Below are 20,919 nucleotides of genomic sequence, written 5' to 3'. Positions count from 1 at the left end.
GTGAGATGGACTTTCCATAATCTACCTACTTTGAATGTTGTAGGTTTGTTATTAAGGCGATTCAATTTTTTTGTTAAAAAATTAATAATACGAGAGAGTAAATAGATGTTAAGTGAAGGCAATATAGATACACAATCGGCAAATAAAGGTGAGATAGATAAAAAATTGATTGATGAAATACATAAATACCTTATTGAATTAATAGAGCAACATAAGGAAAAAATTGTACTTCATAGTAAGAGTGTCAGAAATCCGAGTTTTATATCTCAAACTCTTGAGGAGAGCATTAAGAAGATTAGCATTGATAAGGTTCCATCTAAAAAGTTACTGCTATTTGAATTTGATAACCGAGAAAAACATTTAAATTTAAACTTGTCGATTGGACCTGGTGATAAATTAATTAGAGAATATCTGTTTGATTTGGCAGGAAAAAGCGTTTTATTTAGTCCGATGAGGAAGACGCAAACAGAAAAATGGAGTGGAATTTATAGAACTGAACTTTTAAATTATGCCAAAGAGCAAGAAAGAGATAGAGATAAACTATGTAATTTAATTAAAGATAAATTTGAAAAATTCTGTCAAGAAGGTTTAGTCGAAATCGAAACATTCTTTTCTAATAATGTAAGTAATGAAGAAATCTTGTCTGTTAATTCAAACAATAATGATGAAGGTAGTAAAATGACTGACGCACCACTTAATCAAATTTTGTACGGTCCACCAGGAACAGGTAAAACTTATCATACTATTGAAGCAGCGGTAAAAGCGGCTGATCCAGTTAAATATGATGAATTAGCTATCGATGAAAAATTAGGTACTAATTCAGCTCAACGAGCTGAATTAACTAAGCTGTATAAATATCTGTGTAATGAAGGTCGTATTCGCTTTGTCACTTTTCATCAAAGCTACGGTTACGAAGAGTTTGTTGAGGGGCTGAAAGCGTTAACTGACGAAGATAAAAAAATTACATACTCAGTGGAATCAGGTGTCTTTAAAAAATCGGTTGAAAGTGCAAGAGCTAAACGAATTAATAAAACAATCCTTGCAGGTCACTACAACTTAGATAATAGAAAAATATGGAAAATGTCGCTTGGCAATACCTTAACAAACGAAGGAGAAATGGTATTTAAAGAGTGTGTTGAAAATGATTGTATATTACTAGGTTATGGTGAAAGTATAGACTTTTCAGGTTGTAACAGTAGCGCAAAAATTAAACAAAAATTTACTGAAAATGGTTACGAAATAAAGCCACAAGATTACAATGTGACGGCTGTTAATACATTGGTAAACAAAATGTCGGAGGGTGATATTGTGATTGTCTCTGACGGCAATCACAAATTTAAAGCCATCGCAGAAATTACCTCCGATTATTTATGTCTTAACGATGATAGAGATAGCTATTTTCAAAAAAGAGATGTTAAGTGGTTAATGATATTTGAAGAGTCTCGGCTAATCGAAGAGCTATTTTCGTCTTCTTTATCGCAAATGACCTTATATAACTTGAAAGATTCGGTTATTTCACGAGAAAAACTCTCTGCGATGCTTAATGAAACTAAAGAAGAGCTAGAAGAAGCCAAAAATCATGTGTTAATCATCGATGAAATTAATCGAGGTAATATTTCTAAAATTTTTGGGGAACTGATCACGCTGATAGAACCAAGCAAACGTCAGGAGGCAGAAGAGGAACTTGAAGTCATTCTGCCTTATTCGGGGGATAAGTTTTCTGTACCTAATAATTTATACATTATCGGTACCATGAACACAGCAGACCGTTCACTTGCAATGATGGATACAGCCTTACGTCGTCGTTTTGATTTTAAAGAAATGATGCCAAAACCGGAGTTGTTTTCAGACTGCTCTGTTAATGGTGTAAATCTCACAAAGCTACTTGATACGATGAATAAACGTATTGAGGTACTATATGACCGTGAACATACATTAGGGCATGCCTTTTTATTCCCCGCGTATAACGCGAAGAAAGCTGGTAATGAAAAGATAGCTATCGGTGAGTTACAGTCTGCTTTCCAAAATAAGATCATTCCCCTGCTAGAAGAATACTTTTACGAGGATTGGAGTAAAATACGTTTGGTACTTGGCGATAACCAAAAATCGATTAAAGAACAGCAATTTATACGCGAATCGCCAGTTGAATATGCGGATTTATTTGGTAACGATTACCAAGTTGACGAATTTGGTCAGCCGGAAAGTGGTTATGAATTGGCTCCCTTTGATGATGCTATTTGGAGTAGTCCTGAAGCATATCAATCAATTTATGGCTCGCTGACTAATGCAACAGAATAAGTTGAGAGTGCGAGTGACTAATAAAACTGTCTGTCTATTTGAATTTGACTTTCTGGCGAGTGAAAAGTCCATTAATGAAACTCAAACACTTGATAAAAATGTAAAGCTGGTAAGTGATCCTGCATTTCAGTACTTAAAGCAATTATGCTTGTCAGATGGTAAGGAGAACCGTTTATTAAAGCTACGTAGTGTTAAGCGACTTGAAGTCTTACAAGTACAAAACTATGCAGGTGTTATCTTTACGCCGGATAAAACCCAAATAGAGGTATTACCTAAAGTTGGTAGACAAGGTGACGATGTAGATTTAGCGCGTGAATCATTGTTGATGATGCTCAAAACCTTGAAAGGCTTTCGTCATATAGAGACTAAACAAGCCAATATCGCTAGTCAAAAAATGCCTTTGTTAGAAGTGTTTATTAGCCAGTTTTTGTTATCTGTTAATATCTTGATAAAACGCGGTTTACGTAGTGATTATATCGCTAAAGAGGATAATCTTACCTTCTTGAAAGGTAAATTAAACGTTGGCAAGCAGATTCGCTATAACTTCATTAATAAACATAAGTTCTATGTTGAATATGATGAGTTTTTACAAGATAGGCCTGCCAACCGATTATTGCATAGTGCACTCGTGGCTATAAACAGTTATACCCGATCAGCTAAAAACCAAAAGCTACTGCAAGAACTGTTATTTGTATTTGCAGATATTCCGAAAAGTCGAGATTATAAGCTCGATTTTACACGTCTTAAAGTTGATCGAGGAATGGATTATTACCAACGCCCGTTGGAATGGGCACGTTTAATCTTAGAAGGTTTTTCACCACAAAGTATGCAGGGAAAAAGTCATGCTCCATCATTATTGTTTCCGATGGAAACTGTGTTTGAATCCTATGTTGCGAAACTGCTTCATCAGCAGGTTACTTCTGATTACAAGGTGAAGGAGCAGATACAATCACAAACATTAGTGCGTCATAAGGAGCAGAACTGGTTTAGATTAAAACCTGACTTACTCATTGTAAAAGACAGAAAAATTGAAGTCGTGTTAGACACAAAATGGAAGGTCTTATATTAATCCAAAGATAATGGCACTACTAAATACGGTCTTTCACAAGCTGATTTTTATCAGATGTTTGCTTACGGTCAAAAGTATCTTACTGGCAAGGGAAATATGTTTTTGCTATACCCACAAACAGAAAATTTTACAAAATCCATCAGTTCTAGCTTCTGTTATGGAACTAGCATTAACCCTGATACGAATGGTGAAGATAAACTCAATCTTTGGATTGTGCCTGTAGACTTATCTAACAGGATTGATGACGAAAAGCGGATTATATGGCCAGAAACTCATTCATTAATTACTAATTATTTAAAAATTTAAATACTGAAATAGCCAATTAATAAATCTGGTTTTGATACTTACTTTTATCAAGTAATTAAAGGTGAATAAATGAGAAATGAAAAAGAGATAAGCTTACTGGCATATCAAGGCAAGTGGGAAATGTTAATTCGTATGTTGAGGGAACATCCAAGGTATGTAAATGTGCAGAGCCAATCGAACGGTTATACTCCTTTACATCAAGCTGCATGGCATGGAGCAACATTAGAGGTTATTGGAGTGTTGTTAAGTTTAGGGGCAGATTGTCGTATTAAGACCACGGATAAAGGACTAACAGCATTAAATATTGCAGTTATAAACCATCCTGAACGGGCGGATTTAGTTTACGCTCTTTCTGAGAGGCGGATGACCATTGCTCAATTGATTAGAAAGGTTATTGCGACTCAACCTGATCTGTTTGATGCATACGATGGTAACCAAGTGTTAGCTGACCGTTTTATCGGATCTTTTGGCGTAGATAGTTGTCCAGAGAATCCTGATAAACTGATTAAAAGATTTGAAGCTTCATTTAGAGCATTAACAGGGGTGAACATAACATCTTCTAGGAAAATTATTTTTAGCCTAGCTGAAGGTTTCGACTTGCAGGTAGATACACCGTTTTGGAAATCACGATTTTTGCCCATACTCCGTGAATTTGCTGATCAGTCAGCTACGATAGCTCTTGAAAAAGAGTGGTTAGTTGTTTCAGATTTGTTTGATCCTGCTCCAGGTCATTGGGGGTTGCGTGGAGATTTGTTTCTTTGGATGGAAATGCGACAAGCATTGTGTCATGTATCTGTTCCAGAAAATCCTTCAGATTTAGCCAGTATAATAAAATCTACGTTTCATGCTTTAACAGGAGAGTCACTAGAAAATAATGGAAAGTTCTATGTGAGTCGCTTTGCTAGAGGCGGGATGGATGGTGGTATAGCCTGTTCATTTTGGATAGAGAAGTTGATTCCAATGATTGAACAACGATTGAGATGGTTACAAAATATGTGGGGATTCGACAATGAATCTCGAACGGTTAGATAGGATTCTGATGAAGTCAAAGTTCCCCAGTATCTAACGTAATAAAAGTTCTCTGTAAAGCGTGCTTTTAACTGTTTATTTCATATCTCTATTCTTATTTATTAACGTAAATAATTTGCTCTAAAAAGCGATATGAGAATGTAGAAAACTGGTTAATTACTCAAAACTTAAAAAACCGATAATATTACAAACCTCCGACTTGGACGCTAAGAATATAGTTCCTACTATGCCATCATTAATGAGAACAATATGATAAATAAATTCCCGCAAAATATGATAGATAGCCTTCAGTATTATGTTTATATCTACATAGATCCTAGAAATGAAGAAGTATTTTATGTTGGTAAAGGTAAGGGGAATCGATGTTTTGCTCACTTATCTGATAACAAAGAGTCAGAAAAGGTAAAGAGGATTAATGAAATAAAATTAGATCATAAAGAGCCGACCATTGAATTGTTAATTCATGGGGTGACAGAAGATATCGCGTTAAAAGTGGAAGCTTCTGTTATTGACTTACTTAATGTGAAAAAATTAACCAATCAAGTAAAAGGGCATGCTTCATCAAAAATTGGCAGAATGTCTATTGATAAATTGATCTCGATTTATAACCCTGAAAAAGCGAATATTCTAGAGCCTGCATTGTTAATCAAAATAAAAAATACTTTTAGTTACTCCCATACAGCGAATGAATTATACGACGCAACAAGACAGTTCGGCGTATAGGGGCAGACCGAGAAAAAGTAGAATATGCTTTCGCGGTATTTGATGGAACAGTGCAAGAAGTTTATAAAGTGATTTCTTGGCATAAAGCAGGGACAACGTTTTCTTCAAGAACAACGACAAAAGAAGATCGTTGGGAGTTTATTGGTCAAATAGCCAATGAGGAGATACGTAGTAAATATCTGTATAAAGATGTTTCGGCTATCACTAATAACCAGTCTCCATTTTATTATCTGAATATATAAAAGACCTTCAGATAAGTGATAATGAATTACAGCCCTTTTAATGTTTATTAAAATGGCTGTAATTCTAGTCTTTCCACCAGCGTTTATCCTTGTCACTGCATCACTAATTACAAATATAACCATTTAATAGTTAAGTGTATTTGCTAGTATTCAATGACTATCTAAGTTATTGAGAATGCTATGGACTGCGCTGTAAAACAAAACTACTTCGAACAAAAACTTTCTACCCTATCCAAACAGGGGATTAGTAATGACGACGCCATATTAGATGTTATCGAAGCATATTTAGATGGTAAACCTAAACCTGCAAAGTCCAAAAAACCAAAAGTAGTTACCAATGACCAACTATTTTGGTCGTCAGTGTTTTTGTGGGATTTAAGTGTTGAGGTGATAAGTTCAGAAGCCTTTATTCTTGCCTTAGCACGTTACTTTTCGGTTGAGAAAATATCTAACTTTAGTTTACTCGAGCAACTAACCTATAGATCCCCTGAATCGATGAGGAAGGCGATAAGAGCTTCCGAGATAATATTAAGACCATCGAGTAATAAATGGACAGAAATAAAGCAATTAGCATCAAGGATTCCTGGTGAGCTGTCTGAATTAGTGGCTGTTTGTTGCGCCTTTCAGCGCTCTCATCAAGAACGTATAGATTTAGTTGTTAAATATCAAAAACCATTAAGTGGTTTAACTTTATTTGAGCTACTAAGTTATTCGAGCGTGTATGCGTTTAAATATCTATTTAATGAACCCGATGCTCTTGATGGTACTGTTATTTCAACAAGTGAGCGTTTCTGTGCGTTAAAAGAAATCGTTGAATGGAAGCTTCGCGATGCTGAGTCTGATTACTTTAACTTAACCGAAGTTAAGATAGCCAAGTCGTTAAAAACTCACCAATCACCTTTAGTATTTCCCTCTCAAGAAGACTCCTCAATCCCTGATTCATACTTACGTCACTTTGAAAAATTGATGCAAGTTCAAGTTGAATTAGATGGATTTTTATCACGTTGTGTTACTCCATTTTGCTTTGAAGATGAGTGTGAATATTATTTAGACGGTGAACGCTTAGAAATGCGTAAATACACGTTTGTAGAACAACGAGCGTGGGAGCTTAATGGTAAAAAACAAAACTTAATTGATGGTTATTGGGTTATGCGAGGAGGTTTAGAATTCAAAGATAGGGGGTTGGATAAACAGTTAATCGGCTCAGTAGAAAACCATGAAGATAACCAAATTGCTTATATAAAATCACTTGGTGCATACCTTCAGCTATCAGATGTATACGGTATTGATAACGTTATTCAAACGGATAATGGCTTAAAGGTAGATGTACACCAGGTGTTGCTATCACTAGAGCTAATGATTGCATTTTATAACAAAGACTTTATTTTAGTGTTTGCTAAAAACTTACATGAAACAGGGGACTGGAAAACTTCTTTAGGGTTGTTAGCTCTCAGTGGATTAATAGACCCTAACAACCCGCAAGGTAGATTCCCTATTACGTTCTGTAATTGGAAACAAAAAGCGAAAAATATTGTTGGATGGACTGTCAGTAAAGATTTTCCTAAAGGCAATATTAACGCGGCAGAAGCAATACTCGATTTTTGGTCTCTTGATTGTAAAAAATGGTCTGCTCAACTAAAAGCCAATAATAATGACAACATACCGCAACTGACTGAAAGGCCAATCTTTAAGCTTGGTAATTACTGTGTTCAATTACCTTGGATGATGGCAGGGCAATTAACCAGCGTAAATGTGATAAATACCTTACGTCGTTTTGCAAATAAGCGTCCAGAAATTAGAAGTGAAACTCAAAGGATCGAGACTAACCTAGGTATTCAATTTAAAAAACGTGGTTTTACCGTTATCGTAGGCTATGAGCCTGATAAAAGCGATGATTTTAACCCTGGTGAGATTGATCTGATTTGTGCTCTAGATAACACAGTGATAGTGGTTGAAGTTAAATCTACATATCGAAGGACCAGTAAAAGAGAAGCGATACGTTATAAACATGCAACATTAAGAAAAGCGGGCAAGCAAATCCAACGTAAAACCGAAGCGGTGAAATACCTTTTAGTAGCTAATGAAACCTTTCGGAAACAACTAGGTATTAACAAAACAGAGTTATCTAACGTAGTAGGGTGGATAGCAGATACAAGTTTAGAATATGACCATGAGTACTTTAATGGGTATTTGAAGATCTCAGTCGAAGAGTTGCATGTCGCATTAAGAGATGAAGCTAACATGCTGGTGGATTTTATTGAATCTAAAACGCAAAGCAAAGAACACAATGCCACCGAAACAACATTATACCCAAAAGGGTTTAGTGTCGGAGCCTTACTTCGTGCAATACAAGAATCCAAAATTTGGCCAATTTAGCGTTAGAACCTCAATAAAGAACTCTGTGTAACTGTTTATTTATCATAGTTAAACTGTCCAATCGTCAAGTTTAGGGAGTTGAGGAACCAATATCATATTGGGGAAAAGCTAACCAAAAAGTATCATGATTTATGCTAAAGTGAGTTACACGATTTACTATATTTATACAAAATACTACGCCACAAGACTCTACACTTTAATCTCAACTTATTGAAAATTTTGAAATAAATACTATTCTTATAAATAAATATTTTATTTGAGGTGTGAAATGTATAAGAATAGTATGAAGCGGATAAAAAATTACAGTGAATCATTAATTGAAGGCTCTGATAATGGCCTAGAAAATTGGCTCAAAGCTATTGAAGGTAAGTTAACAAACATTTCACCTTTAATAGTGACTGAAGTATTAATTGCATTTTTAAGTGCTATTAAAGGAAATAAAAATATCAAACTACGGCTTAGTGATTCAACTGAGAGGATTTCTTTTCACATTGGAGTTCCAGTAAAAAAAGCTAACCCTGAGAGTAAAATCAAAGCAAATCCTGGACGAATATCGATTTATTTTGCAAAAGATAAAATATTATTTGGTTATCGTGTCGCTAAAACAAAAAGAAATAAGTTTCATAAAATAATGGAATCCCATAAATTGATGAAGCTCAACAAGGAAATGAAACCAAATGTATTCTCTAAGAGATTGGGGGGGAGTGATGATAGCGAAAATCACACCACTTTAATTCCGAAAGGTGTAAATACTATTGGAGATTTGTGTGATGTTTTAGATAAGCTTAAACATTCCATTTTCTTTAAAAATACAGTAACTCAAAATATCATTAACAATAGACTTATGGTTTCTCTTCGAAATATAGCAAAAGAAGCTGATAAAGAGTACTCCTGTCCAATATTGTCCAAGAAACTAACAAGTGTAATTCGTTCTGAATATGAAAGGGAAGAAAAAGAGAGAGCTCTCGTAGAAGAGTTTCATGTTTGGATAGAAGGTGAGACTAAAAGTGCCATTAATTTAGTGAAAGAGAAAAAGATAAGTTTACCCTCCAAACAACCTGTTCGTGCTGATATCGTGTTCAATAATGAATATATCATTGAAGCTAAACATTCTGGCGGTGATGGCTCTTTTTGTTCACGAGAACTTATAAGAAAAGCGTTAGGGCAAATAATTGAGTATAACTATTACGCAGTTGATAGTGATTTATCAAGGTACAAAAAGATGGGAATCCTTCTAGATCTTCCTTTAGATGCTGATGACGAAAAATATCTAAAGCGGTTAAATGAGGATTTTAAAATAAAATTAAAAGTTTGGTTTAAAGTTTCACTTGGTGAGTTTGATTCATATATAAATCACTAGCTCTACTGGCTCATCCAACTACCAAAATGCACGAAATGTGCATTTGGGTTTTATGCTGCTGGTGGGTTTAAAGTCAAAGCTCTAGTTCAACAAAGTCTCTATCAACATCATCCTGCGTAATCCCGATATATCTTAACGTAACACCTTCAGATGAGTGTCGAAGCATCTTCATTACTCGGGCAATATCTTTGGTGTTTTGGTACAGATGATAACCGCGCGTTTTACGCATGGAGTGAGTGCCTAGAGCAATACCGACTTCTTTGCCGACTCTTGCAAAGGCTTCAGATACACCTCGTCTTGTGAGTGGTTTCGGGGCCTTATAAAGAGATTGTTGATTACGGTAAGATTGAAAAAGGTAAACATGAGTAGGGTGTTGTGATTGTATCTCCTTGATAAGTATTAAGACTTTATGGTTAAGTTGTATGTTGGCAAGTTTACTTGTTTTAGCTTCTTTAATGATTAAACGATCCCCATGAATATCATCAAACTTGATTGATAACAGGTCTGATATTCGTAGCGCGAGGTTTAAGCCAATATTCCAAATATCTGCCATCTGTTTGCTATAGCGACGCTCTAATAAATGGCTAATCAATTTAACCGTTTCTAACTCTTTAACTGCTTGTACTTCTGACATAATTTAAATCCTCTGTGAGTGTATTCATGGAGGTGATATATGTCTGAAAATATTTGGAATCGAATTGGTGAAGAGTTTACAAAAAAACTCCAACAAAAAGAAATATTAACATCTAAAAATAAGGTGAAAGTGATGCCTAATTAAGTATATGAACAGACTTTAGACAATAAGCAGTTTCTAGATCAATATAACCATATACAACAAGGCAATTTTCTTTTTGATTTCAGTTTGATGTGCTAATTTAAATACAATAAATTTTATCAAAGTGACCACTAATGCCAATTCCACAATACCAGACTTATATGCGCTCTGTGCTTCAAGCTATCGACGATGGTCAAGAGCATCATGTACGTGAAATTACAGAGTTTGTTTGTAAGGAATTCAATTTTACTGACGAACAACGTAATTTGAAAATTCCAAGTGGTAAATCGACCTACGCACATGGGAGAATTGGCTGGGCTAAAACCTACTTAGTGCAAGCAGGATTAATTGAGCAACCTAGGCGTGCGTATTGTGTTATTACACAAAAAGGCTTGGATGCCTTACAAAGTAATGAAGAAATAAATAACAATTACTTAAAACGTTTTGAGCAGTTTACAGAGTTTCAACAGCGCAGTAACAAATGTGCTGACCAACCACAAAGCAATTCGACTATAGAGTCCAATGAGCAACAAACTCCCTTAGAGATGATTGGTAACAACATTAACCTCATCAATAACTCACTAACCAATGAGTTATTACAATCTATCTTAAATAGTTCACCAAAGTTCTTTGAAAACCTAGTGGTCGATTTGATGTTAGCAATGGGGTATGGCGGTTCACGCAAAGATGCAGGGCAAGCAACACAATACACGCAGGATGGTGGTATTGATGGCATTATCAAAGAAGATAAACTTGGGCTAGAGATGATTTATCTACAAGCTAAGCGTTATACAGATAAAACAGTTGGTCGACCAGAGATTCAAGCCTTTGCTGGTGCGCTTGATATGCACCGAGCTAAAAAAGGCGTGTTCATCACCACCAGTACTTTTAGTAAAGATGCGTTGGAATTCACTTCAGTAATTGAAAAGCGTATTGTGTTAATCAATGGCGAGCAATTAACGGAATTAATGCTTGAGCATAATTTAGGTGTCAGCACAAAACAGGTGTTTGAAATAAAAGCGTTAGACAGTGATTATTTTTTAGAGGAGTAATAACAATTATGAATGATATATCCTCTTCAATAGTCAATACGCTAAAAGATAAACCTGCTCAACCAGCTAGGTGTATTGCTAGATCGCTAGATATTCCTAAAAAGGTTATCAACCATCACTTACATATATTGTTAAAAGATAAAGTCACTCAAAATAGCGACTACACATGGTCAGTAAACAATAAAAGCTCAGATACAGAGCCAAAAAATGCAAGTAACCACTCAAGAGAAAAAGTAATGCCTGAAAACAATGACAATATTGAAAATAACAACTTTGCTTTTGATTCATTACAAGCAATACGTAATCGTTTATTAGATTTGACTGGTAGAAATCGTTTATTAAATTTTAAGCATGGTAGAACAGGCTTTATTCGAGTTATTGATGAGTTACCAAATCAACTAGCCGAAACAATATTAGAAGGTGATGAAGTTACCTTTGTCCCAGTTGAAGAGCCAACAAGAGATGATCTGATTGAGCATGGATATATCGTTATCAATGAAAAAGGCGTTGATGTTAAAGCGAAAACCGATCCCACAGCAAAAGAGTGGGCAAAAATTAAAGGCTTTAATACAAGTTATGAGCTTTCGCAATCAAGTGCCTCACATGAAGCAAAACACAATGATGATAATATCCAGTCGTTACTGTTTCCTCGAGAGTTAGAAGCACAACTAAGAAACATTCGCTCTAAAGCAAATACTGCAATCGAGGAGACAGGTGCAAACATTCTATATCTAGCGTTTGGTTTTTTAGAGTGGTATGAAGATGAAAATTCAGATGTAGCTCGCCAAGCACCTTTGTACTTGATCCCAGTTAAAATTGATCGTGCTTCATTAAATAAAGACTTAGGGACGTATACCTACACAATTGAGTATACGAGTGAAGACATAATCTCGAACCTTTCTCTAAGAGAAAAATTGAAACATGATTTTCATTTAGAATTGCCAGAGTTAACTGACGAATTAACGCCTGAAGAATATTTTAAATCTATTCAACAGCAGCTTCTAGGACATAAACCAAAGTGGAAACTTAAGCGTTTTGCGACTTTAGCAATGTTTGATTTTGGTAAATTATTAATGTACCTAAATCTTGATCCAGAGCGCTGGCCTCAAGGTTCAAACAATATTCAAAACCATGAAATATTACAAAAGTTCTTTGCTCGAGAAGGAAGTGACGAAGGCTCTGTTAATAGTAGTTTTGGAAATGAATATGCCATTGACTCTCTAGAGGGCGTGCATGATTTATATCCGCTAATTGATGATGCAGATAGCTCTCAACACAGTGCATTAGTAGATGCCATCAAGGGTAAAAACCTGGTTATCGAAGGGCCTCCAGGATCTGGTAAATCGCAAACTATTACCAACCTTATCGCAGCTGCAATTGCTCAAGGAAAAAAAGTCCTTTTTGTAGCAGAAAAAATGGCTGCATTACAAGTGGTGAAGTTCGGTTAGAACGAGCTGGCTTAGGTGATTTTTGTTTAGAGTTACACAGCCATAAAACGCAAAAGAAACAAGTATACGAGAATATTGGTAAACGTATTAACAAGCAGGATGAATACCGTTTTCCTGAATCAATTAATATTGATTTAAAAATGTATGAAGATAAAAAGGATAAGCTAACTTGGTATGCTGATTTAATAAATAGCAATTGGAAAAATACGGGTAGAACAATACATCAGATCTTTTCAACAGCAACACGTTACCGTGAAGAGTTTGCAGATATATCTTTAGAGCAGATAAACCCAGAGCATATTAACGGTAATATTTTTGATGAAATGTCATGTCGAAAAGTTACGGATGATTTAAAAAGATATGCCGAAGTATACCAAGAAGTAAAAGCTCAGCTAGGTCAAGGTAAGCAGTTATCTGATCATCCATGGTTTGGTGTATATAATAAATCTATTCAGTTGTTTGATAGTGACAATATTTGCAAATTATTACAGCAAAGTAATGATGCAATTAGCGAACTTTTGTCCGAGTTAACCTTAGTTAATAAACAGCTACAGACTGAAGATATAAATAGTCTTGAAAGTGTGCAAACCCTATTAAAAGACCTCGATAAATTACCTATATTAAGTGGTAATGAGATTTTGCCTTCTGTAAATAAAATTACAGCAAACAACCTGCCTGAGCTAAATAAATATTTACAAAACTATGAATACGCTAAAGAAAAGCTAACTGCTTTAGCGAACGACTTAGAGCCACATGCGCTTGTTAAAGGGGAAGAGTTTAATAAATTAGTTGAATCAAACAACGATTTATACGCAAAGTTTACAAATAGCTCAATTCGATTATCTGAAGCATATAAACAGTATGAAATACTTGTTTCATTACAAACACTAATAACCACACTTGTTGATGATGTAGCGATACTCAAAGAGCAGTTAAGTGAACTCGATGAATTATTACCAATTTCACAAAAAGGCCTAATTGAATTAAAAGAGTATTTAGGACATATCACTGAGTTAGATTCGCTATTAGTTAACAGAAGACATCAGCTGTTTGATAATGAGTTATTAGATAAACAGCTACCTGTTCTTGTAGAGATCATCGAAGAGATCACACCTATTCATAACAAGCTTAAAGAGCAGTTTGATATTGATAAGCTGCCGCCATTAGCAGAGTTAAAAGAAATGGCTGTAATTTTTGGTCAAGCAGGTTTCTTTGCTTGGTTCAATGGTGATTGGCGTGCTGCTAAAGCAAAACTGTTGACCATTGGTTTAGGACTTAAACCTAAGTTTAAAAGTTTAGTGCAGCAGCTTCCTGAGCTAATTCAATATAAACAATTACAAGATACATTAGAGTCAGGTGACTACTGTTCATTACTACAACATGAATATAAAGGTATCGAGACCCCAGTTAATGAAATAACAGCGTTAAGGACTTGGTACAAAAATACTCGAGTTTCTTATGGTATCGGCTTTGGCAAAAGAGTGGCGTTTGCTACGTCACTCCACGCAATAAGTAATGATGTATTTAAAGGAGTTAGGCACCTTGCGGAAAGTAAAACTAACGAGGAATTAACTCAGTTTTTTGAGATGGTTAAGCCACTTGAAAAAGTATTTAATAATTCAATGTTCAGCAATAAAAATCATGAGTTGATTGGTGATAAAGGGCTAGACCTGTTTGCTGAATGTTTACGCCGTAGTATTGAGTCTGTTCAGTCGAACCATATAAACGACTGTACATTAAATGAAACAAAACAGATTATTAAGAAAGCTAAGCAATTATTTAAATTAGAGCAAAAATTAGAACAGGATACAATAATTGAACCGCTGTTTGGTTCAAACACAAGCTGACAATCAGAAACAATACAGAGCAATCATACCAAAAGATAAGCGCAACTCTGACATTAAGAAGCGCGCTTAACAACTTGGAATCTGATTTATTAAGAGAATACCTTTTTGAAAATATTGATGCTTTAAACCTGCAACAGTTAAGTGAACAGCTACATGCTGTGAAGTTAGCATATGAAAACCATTTGCAGGTATCAAAAATGTTCTCGGATAAAGTTGAGCTTGACCATGAAGCATGGTTTAACGACCAAGCGCAAACGCTAGCATCCTATTATGATCGAAACCAAAAAGCCATTACTCAACCTCGCTGGTTAAGTACCTGGGTTGATTTCATTAGGATCAGAACATCACTGTCAGAGAAAGGTCTGGAGAATTTACTACGTTACACTGAAACAGGAAAGTTAGATTTAGAGTGTATTGAACAAATATATATCTATTCTGTATTTGATATTTTAGCAAGAGAGATTATTGCAGAAAATCAAGAACTCGCTTACTTCTCTGGTGCAGAGCAGAGTGCAATACGCAAACAGTTTAAACAGTATGACAATAAGCTCAAGTCACTCCAGCAGGAGAAAATAGCGCATCAAGTAGCGCAATCTGGTTATGCTGAGATTAAATCGGGTATATCAAATGGGCGTGTATCCTCTTATACCGAAATGGGGCTAATTAACAATGAAGTCCATAAAAAAACACGGCATGTTCCGATCCGCCAGCTACTAAAAAGAGCTGGGCACTCTTTAGTATCATTAAAACCCTGTTTCATGATGGGGCCACATTCTGTTGCTCAATATTTACAACCAGGTCAAATTGAATTTGATCTTGTTGTAATGGATGAAGCATCGCAAATCAAACCTGAAGATGCATTGGGTACAATTGCCCGAGGCAAACAATTGGTTGTAGTAGGTGATCCAAAACAGCTACCACCAACCAGTTTCTTTGACAAGGCAGTGCAATCTGAAGATGAAGATACAACGGCAATTGAACAGTCAGAAAGCATACTGGATGTATCGTTACCAATGTTTAATGCAAGAAGATTACGCTGGCACTATCGTTCTCGCCATGAAAGCTTAATTGCATTCTCTAACCAAGAGTTTTATGACAATAACTTAGTGGTATTCCCATCACCATCAAGTAAAAGTGATGAGTTTGGTATCAAATTCACCCATGTAAAAAGTGGCCGATTTGTTAACCAACATAATATTGAAGAAGCGAAGGTTATTGCACAAGCGGTGTGTAAACACCTGTTACATCGACCTGAAGAGTCAATTGGCGTGGTCGCAATGAGTGCAAAACAGCGAGAGCAAATCGAGCGCTGTGTTGAAGAGCTTTCAAAAGATAACCCGCAATTCCGTGATGCATTAGCTGAAAATGCAATACTAGAAGAGCCGCTGTTTCTTAAGAACTTAGAGAACGTACAGGGTGATGAGCGTGATGTTATTTACATCTCATGCACCTATGGTCCTCAAGAAGCGGGGGCCGCACAAATGCCACAGCGCTTTGGCCCTATTAACTCCGCAGCGGGTGGAAGACGCTTAAATGTATTATTTACGCGTTCTAAAAAACGTATGCATGTATTCAGTTCAATGACAGAAGGGCATATTTTAGCAACTGAAACCTCTAGCCCTGGCGTACATGCTTTAAAAAGTTTCTTAGCCTATGCGCAAACGGGTAAATTACAGCAGCTTAAGCATACTGGTAAGCAACCTGATAGTGATTTTGAAATTGCAGTAATGGATGCATTAAAGTTACAAGGTTTTAATTGTGTCCCACAAGTGGGTGTCGCGGGATATTACATCGATTTAGCCGTGCAAGATCCTGGTCAACCAGGACGATACCTAATGGGGATTGAATGTGATGGAGCGACTTACCACTCAGCTAAGTCAGCACGAGACCGAGATAGATTACGTCAGTCAGTACTAGAGGGTTTAGGTTGGAATATCAAACGTATTTGGTCAACGGATTGGTTTAAAAACCCACAGGCGCAACTCAAACCCATTATTGAACTGTTACATCAATTAAAAACAGATATTGCAGACGTTCAAGAGCAAGAACCGGAAATTCAAGAAATTGAAGAAGTAATGACTCAAGAAGAGCATAAGTTAGAAGCAGTTGAAGAATATGTTAATTCTGAACAATCACTAGCTGAAAAACTGCAACAATATGAACAGCTTGTAATTACTAAAGCCAATGATAACATCCCTATGGCAAACAGATTGTTACGCCCTGCGATGATAGATGCACTGTGTGAGTTTACACCGATATCAAAGAATGAATTTTTAGAAGTTATTCCATCATACTTAAGATCAGCAACAAGCAAAGATCATGGGCAATACCTTGAACAGGTACTTAATATCATTGCCGAAGATGAACAAGAAATAACAAGTTAATAAACATCAATTAAAAGAACAAAAACAGGATAAACCAACATGGCACAGCCAGAAATTAAAGAAACAGCAGAACAACATAAAAAAGCATTAGAAAAACAGCTTTGGAACATTGCTAATGCGTTGCGTGGCAACATGAGTGCAGATGAGTTTCGTGATTATATTTTAGGGTTTATCTTCTACAAATATTTGTCTGAGCGTATGCACCAATATGCCGATGGTATTTTAGCGGAAGATGGCATCAAGTTTGATGGCATTGATGAAGCAACAGAGGAAGGTCAAGAGTATTTAGAAGCGATTAAAGAGGAGTCGATTGACCACTTAGGTTACTTTTTAAAACCGAGTGAGCTGTTTCATGTGATTGCTGAAAAAGGTAATAACGGCGAGTTTATTATTGAGTCATTAGGTGAAGTGCTTAACCATATTGAGCAAAGCACCATGGGCACCGCCAGTGAAGATGACTTTAACGGGCTGTTTGACGATATCGATTTAACCTCTAATAAACTGGGTAAAAGTGAAAAGGCTAAAAATGAGCTGATAACGACGGTATTAGGGCATTTAGATGAGATTGACTTCTGCCTTGATGATACCGAGATTGATGTATTAGGTGATGCGTACGAATACCTGATTGGTCAGTTTGCCAGTGGCGCGGGTAAAAAAGCGGGTGAGTTCTATACGCCTCCGATGGTCTCTAAGTTACTAGCCAAGTTAGTCACCAAAGGCAAAACACAGCTGAAATCAGTCTACGACCCTACCTGTGGCTCGGGTTCATTGTTATTACAAGTCTCACGAGAGATCAGCCGACAAGGTGGCGAAGTCAGCCAATACTTCGGGCAAGAGAAAAACCCAAGTACCTATAACCTAGCGCGTATGAACATGATTTTACATGGCGTGCATTACCGTAGTTTTGATATTCAACAGGACGATACCTTAGAAACGCCTCACCATATTGAAAAACGCTTCGAAGCCGTAGTGGCTAACCCTCCATTTTCTGTTGAATGGAGTGCTAATGAAGTATTTAAATCAGATGAGCGTTTTGCAGACTACGGAAAACTTGCACCGAAGAAGAAAGCCGATTTAGCATTTGTTCAACATATGGTATTTCAATTAGCTGAGGATGGGGCTATGGCAGTGGTATTGCCCCATGGGGCTCTATATCGTGGGGCAGCTGAAGGGCAGATTCGTAATTTTTTAATAGAAAATAAAAACATAATAGATGCTGTAATAACCTTACCAGAAAAAATCTTTTATGGGACTAGCATTCCAACATGTATTTTATTGATTAAAAAGAATAGAGACTCTAAAGATGATATTTTATTCGTTAATGGTAGTGATATGTTTGAAAAAGGGATTAATCAAAATCTTCTTTTAGATAAACATATTGATTGAATTGTGAGCCTTGTTGACTCACGCGTTTCCATTAAAGGAGTATCAGAAGTATCAAGTATTGATTTTGTCGTTAACAAGAATAAATGTAATTTGAATATTCCAAGATATATAGACATATTTGGAGACGAGGCTAAAGAAGACTTGAATCTACTCGGTAAACAACAATCAGAGCTAGAAAGTAAACTTGAAAAATTGAATATAGAGCTGAATGTTGTTTGTAGGGAATTGGGAATTGATAACTTATCTGATGCAGGAACCCTCAAAGAGCTATTTAAAGGGGCTGTATACTTTAAAGGCAAAAATGGTGAGCGCTTTCCTGAGTGGAGGAATGTTAAGATTGTAGATATGTTTGATTTTATAACGACAAACTCATTTTCTAGAGCTTTATTGAACCATACCAATGGCTCAGTTCGGAACATTCATTATGGCGATATTCATACAAAATTACCCAGCCATATTGATTTAAAACAGGTTTCATTACCTTTCATTAACCCTGATGTAGACATTAAAAAGATAGTTGGTGTTAACTATTGTAAAGATGGGGATTTAATAATCGCTGATGCCTCAGAAGACTATAAAGATATTGGTAAAGCAATTGAATTAGTCAATATTGAAGATTCAGTTGTATTGGCCGGGCTTCATACATTCTTGCTTAGGCCAAAAGAAAAGTGTGCCATCGGATATTTAGGCTATTGCTTGCAAAATTATTACGTCAGAAAGCAGATGATGAGGTTAGCTACAGGAGTTTCTGTTTTAGGATTATCAAAAACAAGCCTTTGTGAAGTCGAGATACCAATTCCTTGTTTTGAAGAACAAGAAAAAATAGTTACCTTTTTAAATTTACTTGATAAAAAAACGAAGCTTACAGACTCTGTAGTTAAGAATTCACAGCAGTTACAAAAAGGTTTGTTACAACAGATGTTTGTGTAAAAAAGTTTAATAACAGGTAGGAATTGATTTTGGCAATACAGGCAGAGCAAGTACTTGAAGATAACTTAGTTTCTCAGCTTAAAACGTTGGGTTATCAAGTTGCACAGATAACTGATGAGCAATCACTGCTGGCAAATTTAAAAGCGCAGCTTGAAAAGGTAAATCGTTTAAAAGCGCCACTAACTGACAATGAATTCAAGCAAGTGCTGAATGCATTATCTAAAGGCTCTGTGTTTGAAAAAGCGAAAACTCTGCGTGATCGCCTGCAAATCAATAAAGACAGTGCAGGTGATGGAAAAAACACTGCACTGTATATCCAGTTTTTAGCGGACAAATGGGACGATAACCAGTTTCAAGTCACCCAACAAGTGACCGTAGAGGGGCGTTATCAAAACCGTTATGACGTGACTATTTTAGTCAATGGTTTACCATTTGTGCAGATTGAGCTGAAACGCAGAGGCTTAGAGCTTAAAGAAGCCTTTAATCAAATTAACCGTTATCAGCGTCACTCTTACTGGGCAAGTTATGGTCTGTTCCAATATGTGCAAACTTTTGTGATCAGCAATGGCGTGAATACCAAATATTACGCCAACAACAAAAACCAAAGCTTTAAGCAAACCTTCTATTGGGCAGATGAAGAAAACCATCGTTATACCGAGTTATCGAAATTCGCTGATACCTTCTTACAACGTAAACAGTTGGCTACCTTGATTCAAAAGTACATTGTGCTTAATGAAACAGATCGCATTTTAATGGTGATGCGCCCATACCAAATTTATGCCACCGAAAATATTGTTGGGCGTGTTATTGAGCGTAATGAGATTGCAAATACAGGACAACGCGTTGAAAACTTCAATGGTTATATCTGGCATACTACAGGTTCTGGTAAAACGCTGACCTCTTTTAAAACCGCGCAAATACTCACAGGGCTTTCTGAGGTTCACAAAGTAGTGTTTGTGGTCGATAGAAAAGACTTGGATTATCAAACCAGCAAAGAGTTTAATAGCTTTGCTAAAGGTTGTGTGGATAGTACTGATAATACTAACTTGTTGGTCAATCAATTCACTGATGCACCTATTGCTGTAAATAAAATCAACGAACACCGCAATACCAAGCTGATTGTGACGACCATTCAGAAGCTCAATAACGCGATTAGTCATAAGCGTTATACCTCGCGTATGGAGAAGCTGAAAGATAAGTCCATCGTGTTTATTTTCGATGAATGCCATCGTAGCCAGTTTGGTGATACCCACAAACGTATTGTTAGCTTCTTTAATAATCATCAGCTATTTGGCTTTACGGGTACGCCTATTTTTGCCGATAATGCGACCAGTAAAGCGTCACGCAAAACCACCACTAAAGACCTGTTTGATGAGTGTTTACATAAATACACCATCGTTGATGCGATTAAAGATGAAAACGTGCTCAAGTTTGGTATTGAGTATGTGGGGCGCTACAAGCAAGTAGACAGTGCAAATGAGATGGATATTGATGTTGAAGGCATCGATACCAAAGAGCTATTAGAGTCTGAAGTCCGATTAAATAAAATCACCGATTACATTATTGCCAACCATAACCGCAAAACGCACAGCAAAACCTTTACGGGTATGTTCTGCGTGAGCAGTGTAGAAATGATGTGGTTCAATACTACCGGACACTACTAAAGACTTCAGTTAATATGTCTAGTAGAGGTA

14 protein-coding genes and 1 pseudogene are annotated in these 20,919 nt (G+C 36.3%); 14 read left to right on the top strand and 1 reads right to left on the bottom strand.

Annotated features, from left to right (window positions below; translation table 11 throughout):
* The first annotated feature begins 105 nt into the window (after nt 1-105).
* From AB2N10_RS08005 to AB2N10_RS07975, 7 genes and pseudogenes are all read left to right on the top strand, one after another.
* Complete coding sequence (locus AB2N10_RS08005; protein WP_354624238.1) at nt 106-2,298, top strand: AAA family ATPase; 2,193 nt, start codon at nt 106-108, stop codon at nt 2,296-2,298.
* Nucleotides 2,285-3,673, top strand: a pseudogene (locus tag AB2N10_RS08000) (McrC family protein). The gene AB2N10_RS08005 and the pseudogene AB2N10_RS08000 overlap by 14 nt, the downstream one beginning before the upstream one ends.
* 69 nt (nt 3,674-3,742) lie before the next feature.
* Nucleotides 3,743-4,705: an ankyrin repeat domain-containing protein gene (locus tag AB2N10_RS07995; protein ID WP_354624240.1), complete on the top strand. Its 963-nt coding sequence runs from the start codon at nt 3,743-3,745 to the stop codon at nt 4,703-4,705.
* Nucleotides 4,706-4,951: 246 nt separating this feature from the next.
* Nucleotides 4,952-5,425 (top strand): hypothetical protein, encoded by a 474-nt coding sequence (locus tag AB2N10_RS07990; RefSeq protein WP_369434618.1) that lies wholly within the window; start codon nt 4,952-4,954, stop codon nt 5,423-5,425.
* A gap of 50 nt (nt 5,426-5,475) precedes the next feature.
* Nucleotides 5,476-5,667 (top strand): hypothetical protein, encoded by a 192-nt coding sequence (locus tag AB2N10_RS07985; RefSeq protein ID WP_369434617.1) that lies wholly within the window; start codon nt 5,476-5,478, stop codon nt 5,665-5,667.
* A 180-nt stretch (nt 5,668-5,847) separates the two neighbouring features.
* Complete coding sequence (locus tag AB2N10_RS07980) at nt 5,848-8,043, top strand: hypothetical protein (protein ID WP_369434616.1); 2,196 nt, start codon at nt 5,848-5,850, stop codon at nt 8,041-8,043.
* 268 nt (nt 8,044-8,311) lie between these two features.
* Complete coding sequence (locus AB2N10_RS07975; protein ID WP_369434615.1) at nt 8,312-9,403, top strand: hypothetical protein; 1,092 nt, start codon at nt 8,312-8,314, stop codon at nt 9,401-9,403.
* 73 nt (nt 9,404-9,476) lie between these two features.
* On the opposite strand, the gene AB2N10_RS07970 is transcribed toward AB2N10_RS07975, so the two are convergent.
* A complete protein-coding gene (locus tag AB2N10_RS07970) occupies nt 9,477-10,037 on the bottom strand; it encodes a tyrosine-type recombinase/integrase (protein ID WP_354624250.1) in 561 nt (186 codons plus the stop codon).
* Nucleotides 10,038-10,312: 275 nt separating this feature from the next.
* Between AB2N10_RS07970 and AB2N10_RS07965 the strand changes: the two genes are divergently transcribed.
* The 7 genes from AB2N10_RS07965 (at nt 10,313) to AB2N10_RS07935 (ending at nt 20,889) form a co-directional block, all read left to right on the top strand.
* Nucleotides 10,313-11,230 carry a restriction endonuclease gene (locus AB2N10_RS07965; protein ID WP_354624251.1) on the top strand — a complete coding sequence of 306 codons (918 nt, stop codon included), beginning with the start codon at nt 10,313-10,315 and terminating at the stop codon, nt 11,228-11,230.
* 8 nt (nt 11,231-11,238) lie between these two features.
* Nucleotides 11,239-12,678, top strand: coding sequence for a DUF4011 domain-containing protein (locus AB2N10_RS07960; RefSeq protein WP_369434614.1), 1,440 nt, complete (start codon nt 11,239-11,241; stop codon nt 12,676-12,678).
* A 140-nt stretch (nt 12,679-12,818) separates the two neighbouring features.
* On the top strand, nt 12,819-14,525 hold the full coding sequence (locus tag AB2N10_RS07955) for a hypothetical protein (protein ID WP_369434613.1): 1,707 nt from the start codon (nt 12,819-12,821) through the stop codon (nt 14,523-14,525).
* A 74-nt stretch (nt 14,526-14,599) separates the two neighbouring features.
* Nucleotides 14,600-16,909 (top strand): AAA domain-containing protein, encoded by a 2,310-nt coding sequence (locus tag AB2N10_RS07950; RefSeq protein WP_369434612.1) that lies wholly within the window; start codon nt 14,600-14,602, stop codon nt 16,907-16,909.
* A gap of 39 nt (nt 16,910-16,948) precedes the next feature.
* Nucleotides 16,949-18,295, top strand: coding sequence for a type I restriction-modification system subunit M (locus AB2N10_RS07945; protein WP_354624254.1), 1,347 nt, complete (start codon nt 16,949-16,951; stop codon nt 18,293-18,295).
* A gap of 3 nt (nt 18,296-18,298) precedes the next feature.
* Nucleotides 18,299-19,225, top strand: coding sequence for a restriction endonuclease subunit S (locus AB2N10_RS07940; RefSeq protein ID WP_354624255.1), 927 nt, complete (start codon nt 18,299-18,301; stop codon nt 19,223-19,225).
* 29 nt (nt 19,226-19,254) lie between these two features.
* Nucleotides 19,255-20,889: an HsdR family type I site-specific deoxyribonuclease gene (locus AB2N10_RS07935; RefSeq protein WP_354624256.1), complete on the top strand. Its 1,635-nt coding sequence runs from the start codon at nt 19,255-19,257 to the stop codon at nt 20,887-20,889.
* Nucleotides 20,890-20,919: the final 30 nt, after the last annotated feature.

The organism is Psychromonas sp. MME1 (assembly GCF_041080865.1).
Classification (GTDB): domain Bacteria; phylum Pseudomonadota; class Gammaproteobacteria; order Enterobacterales; family Psychromonadaceae; genus Psychromonas.
The sequence above is the reverse complement of the archived record's forward strand: the minus strand, read 5'-3'. Positions and strand labels throughout refer to the sequence as shown.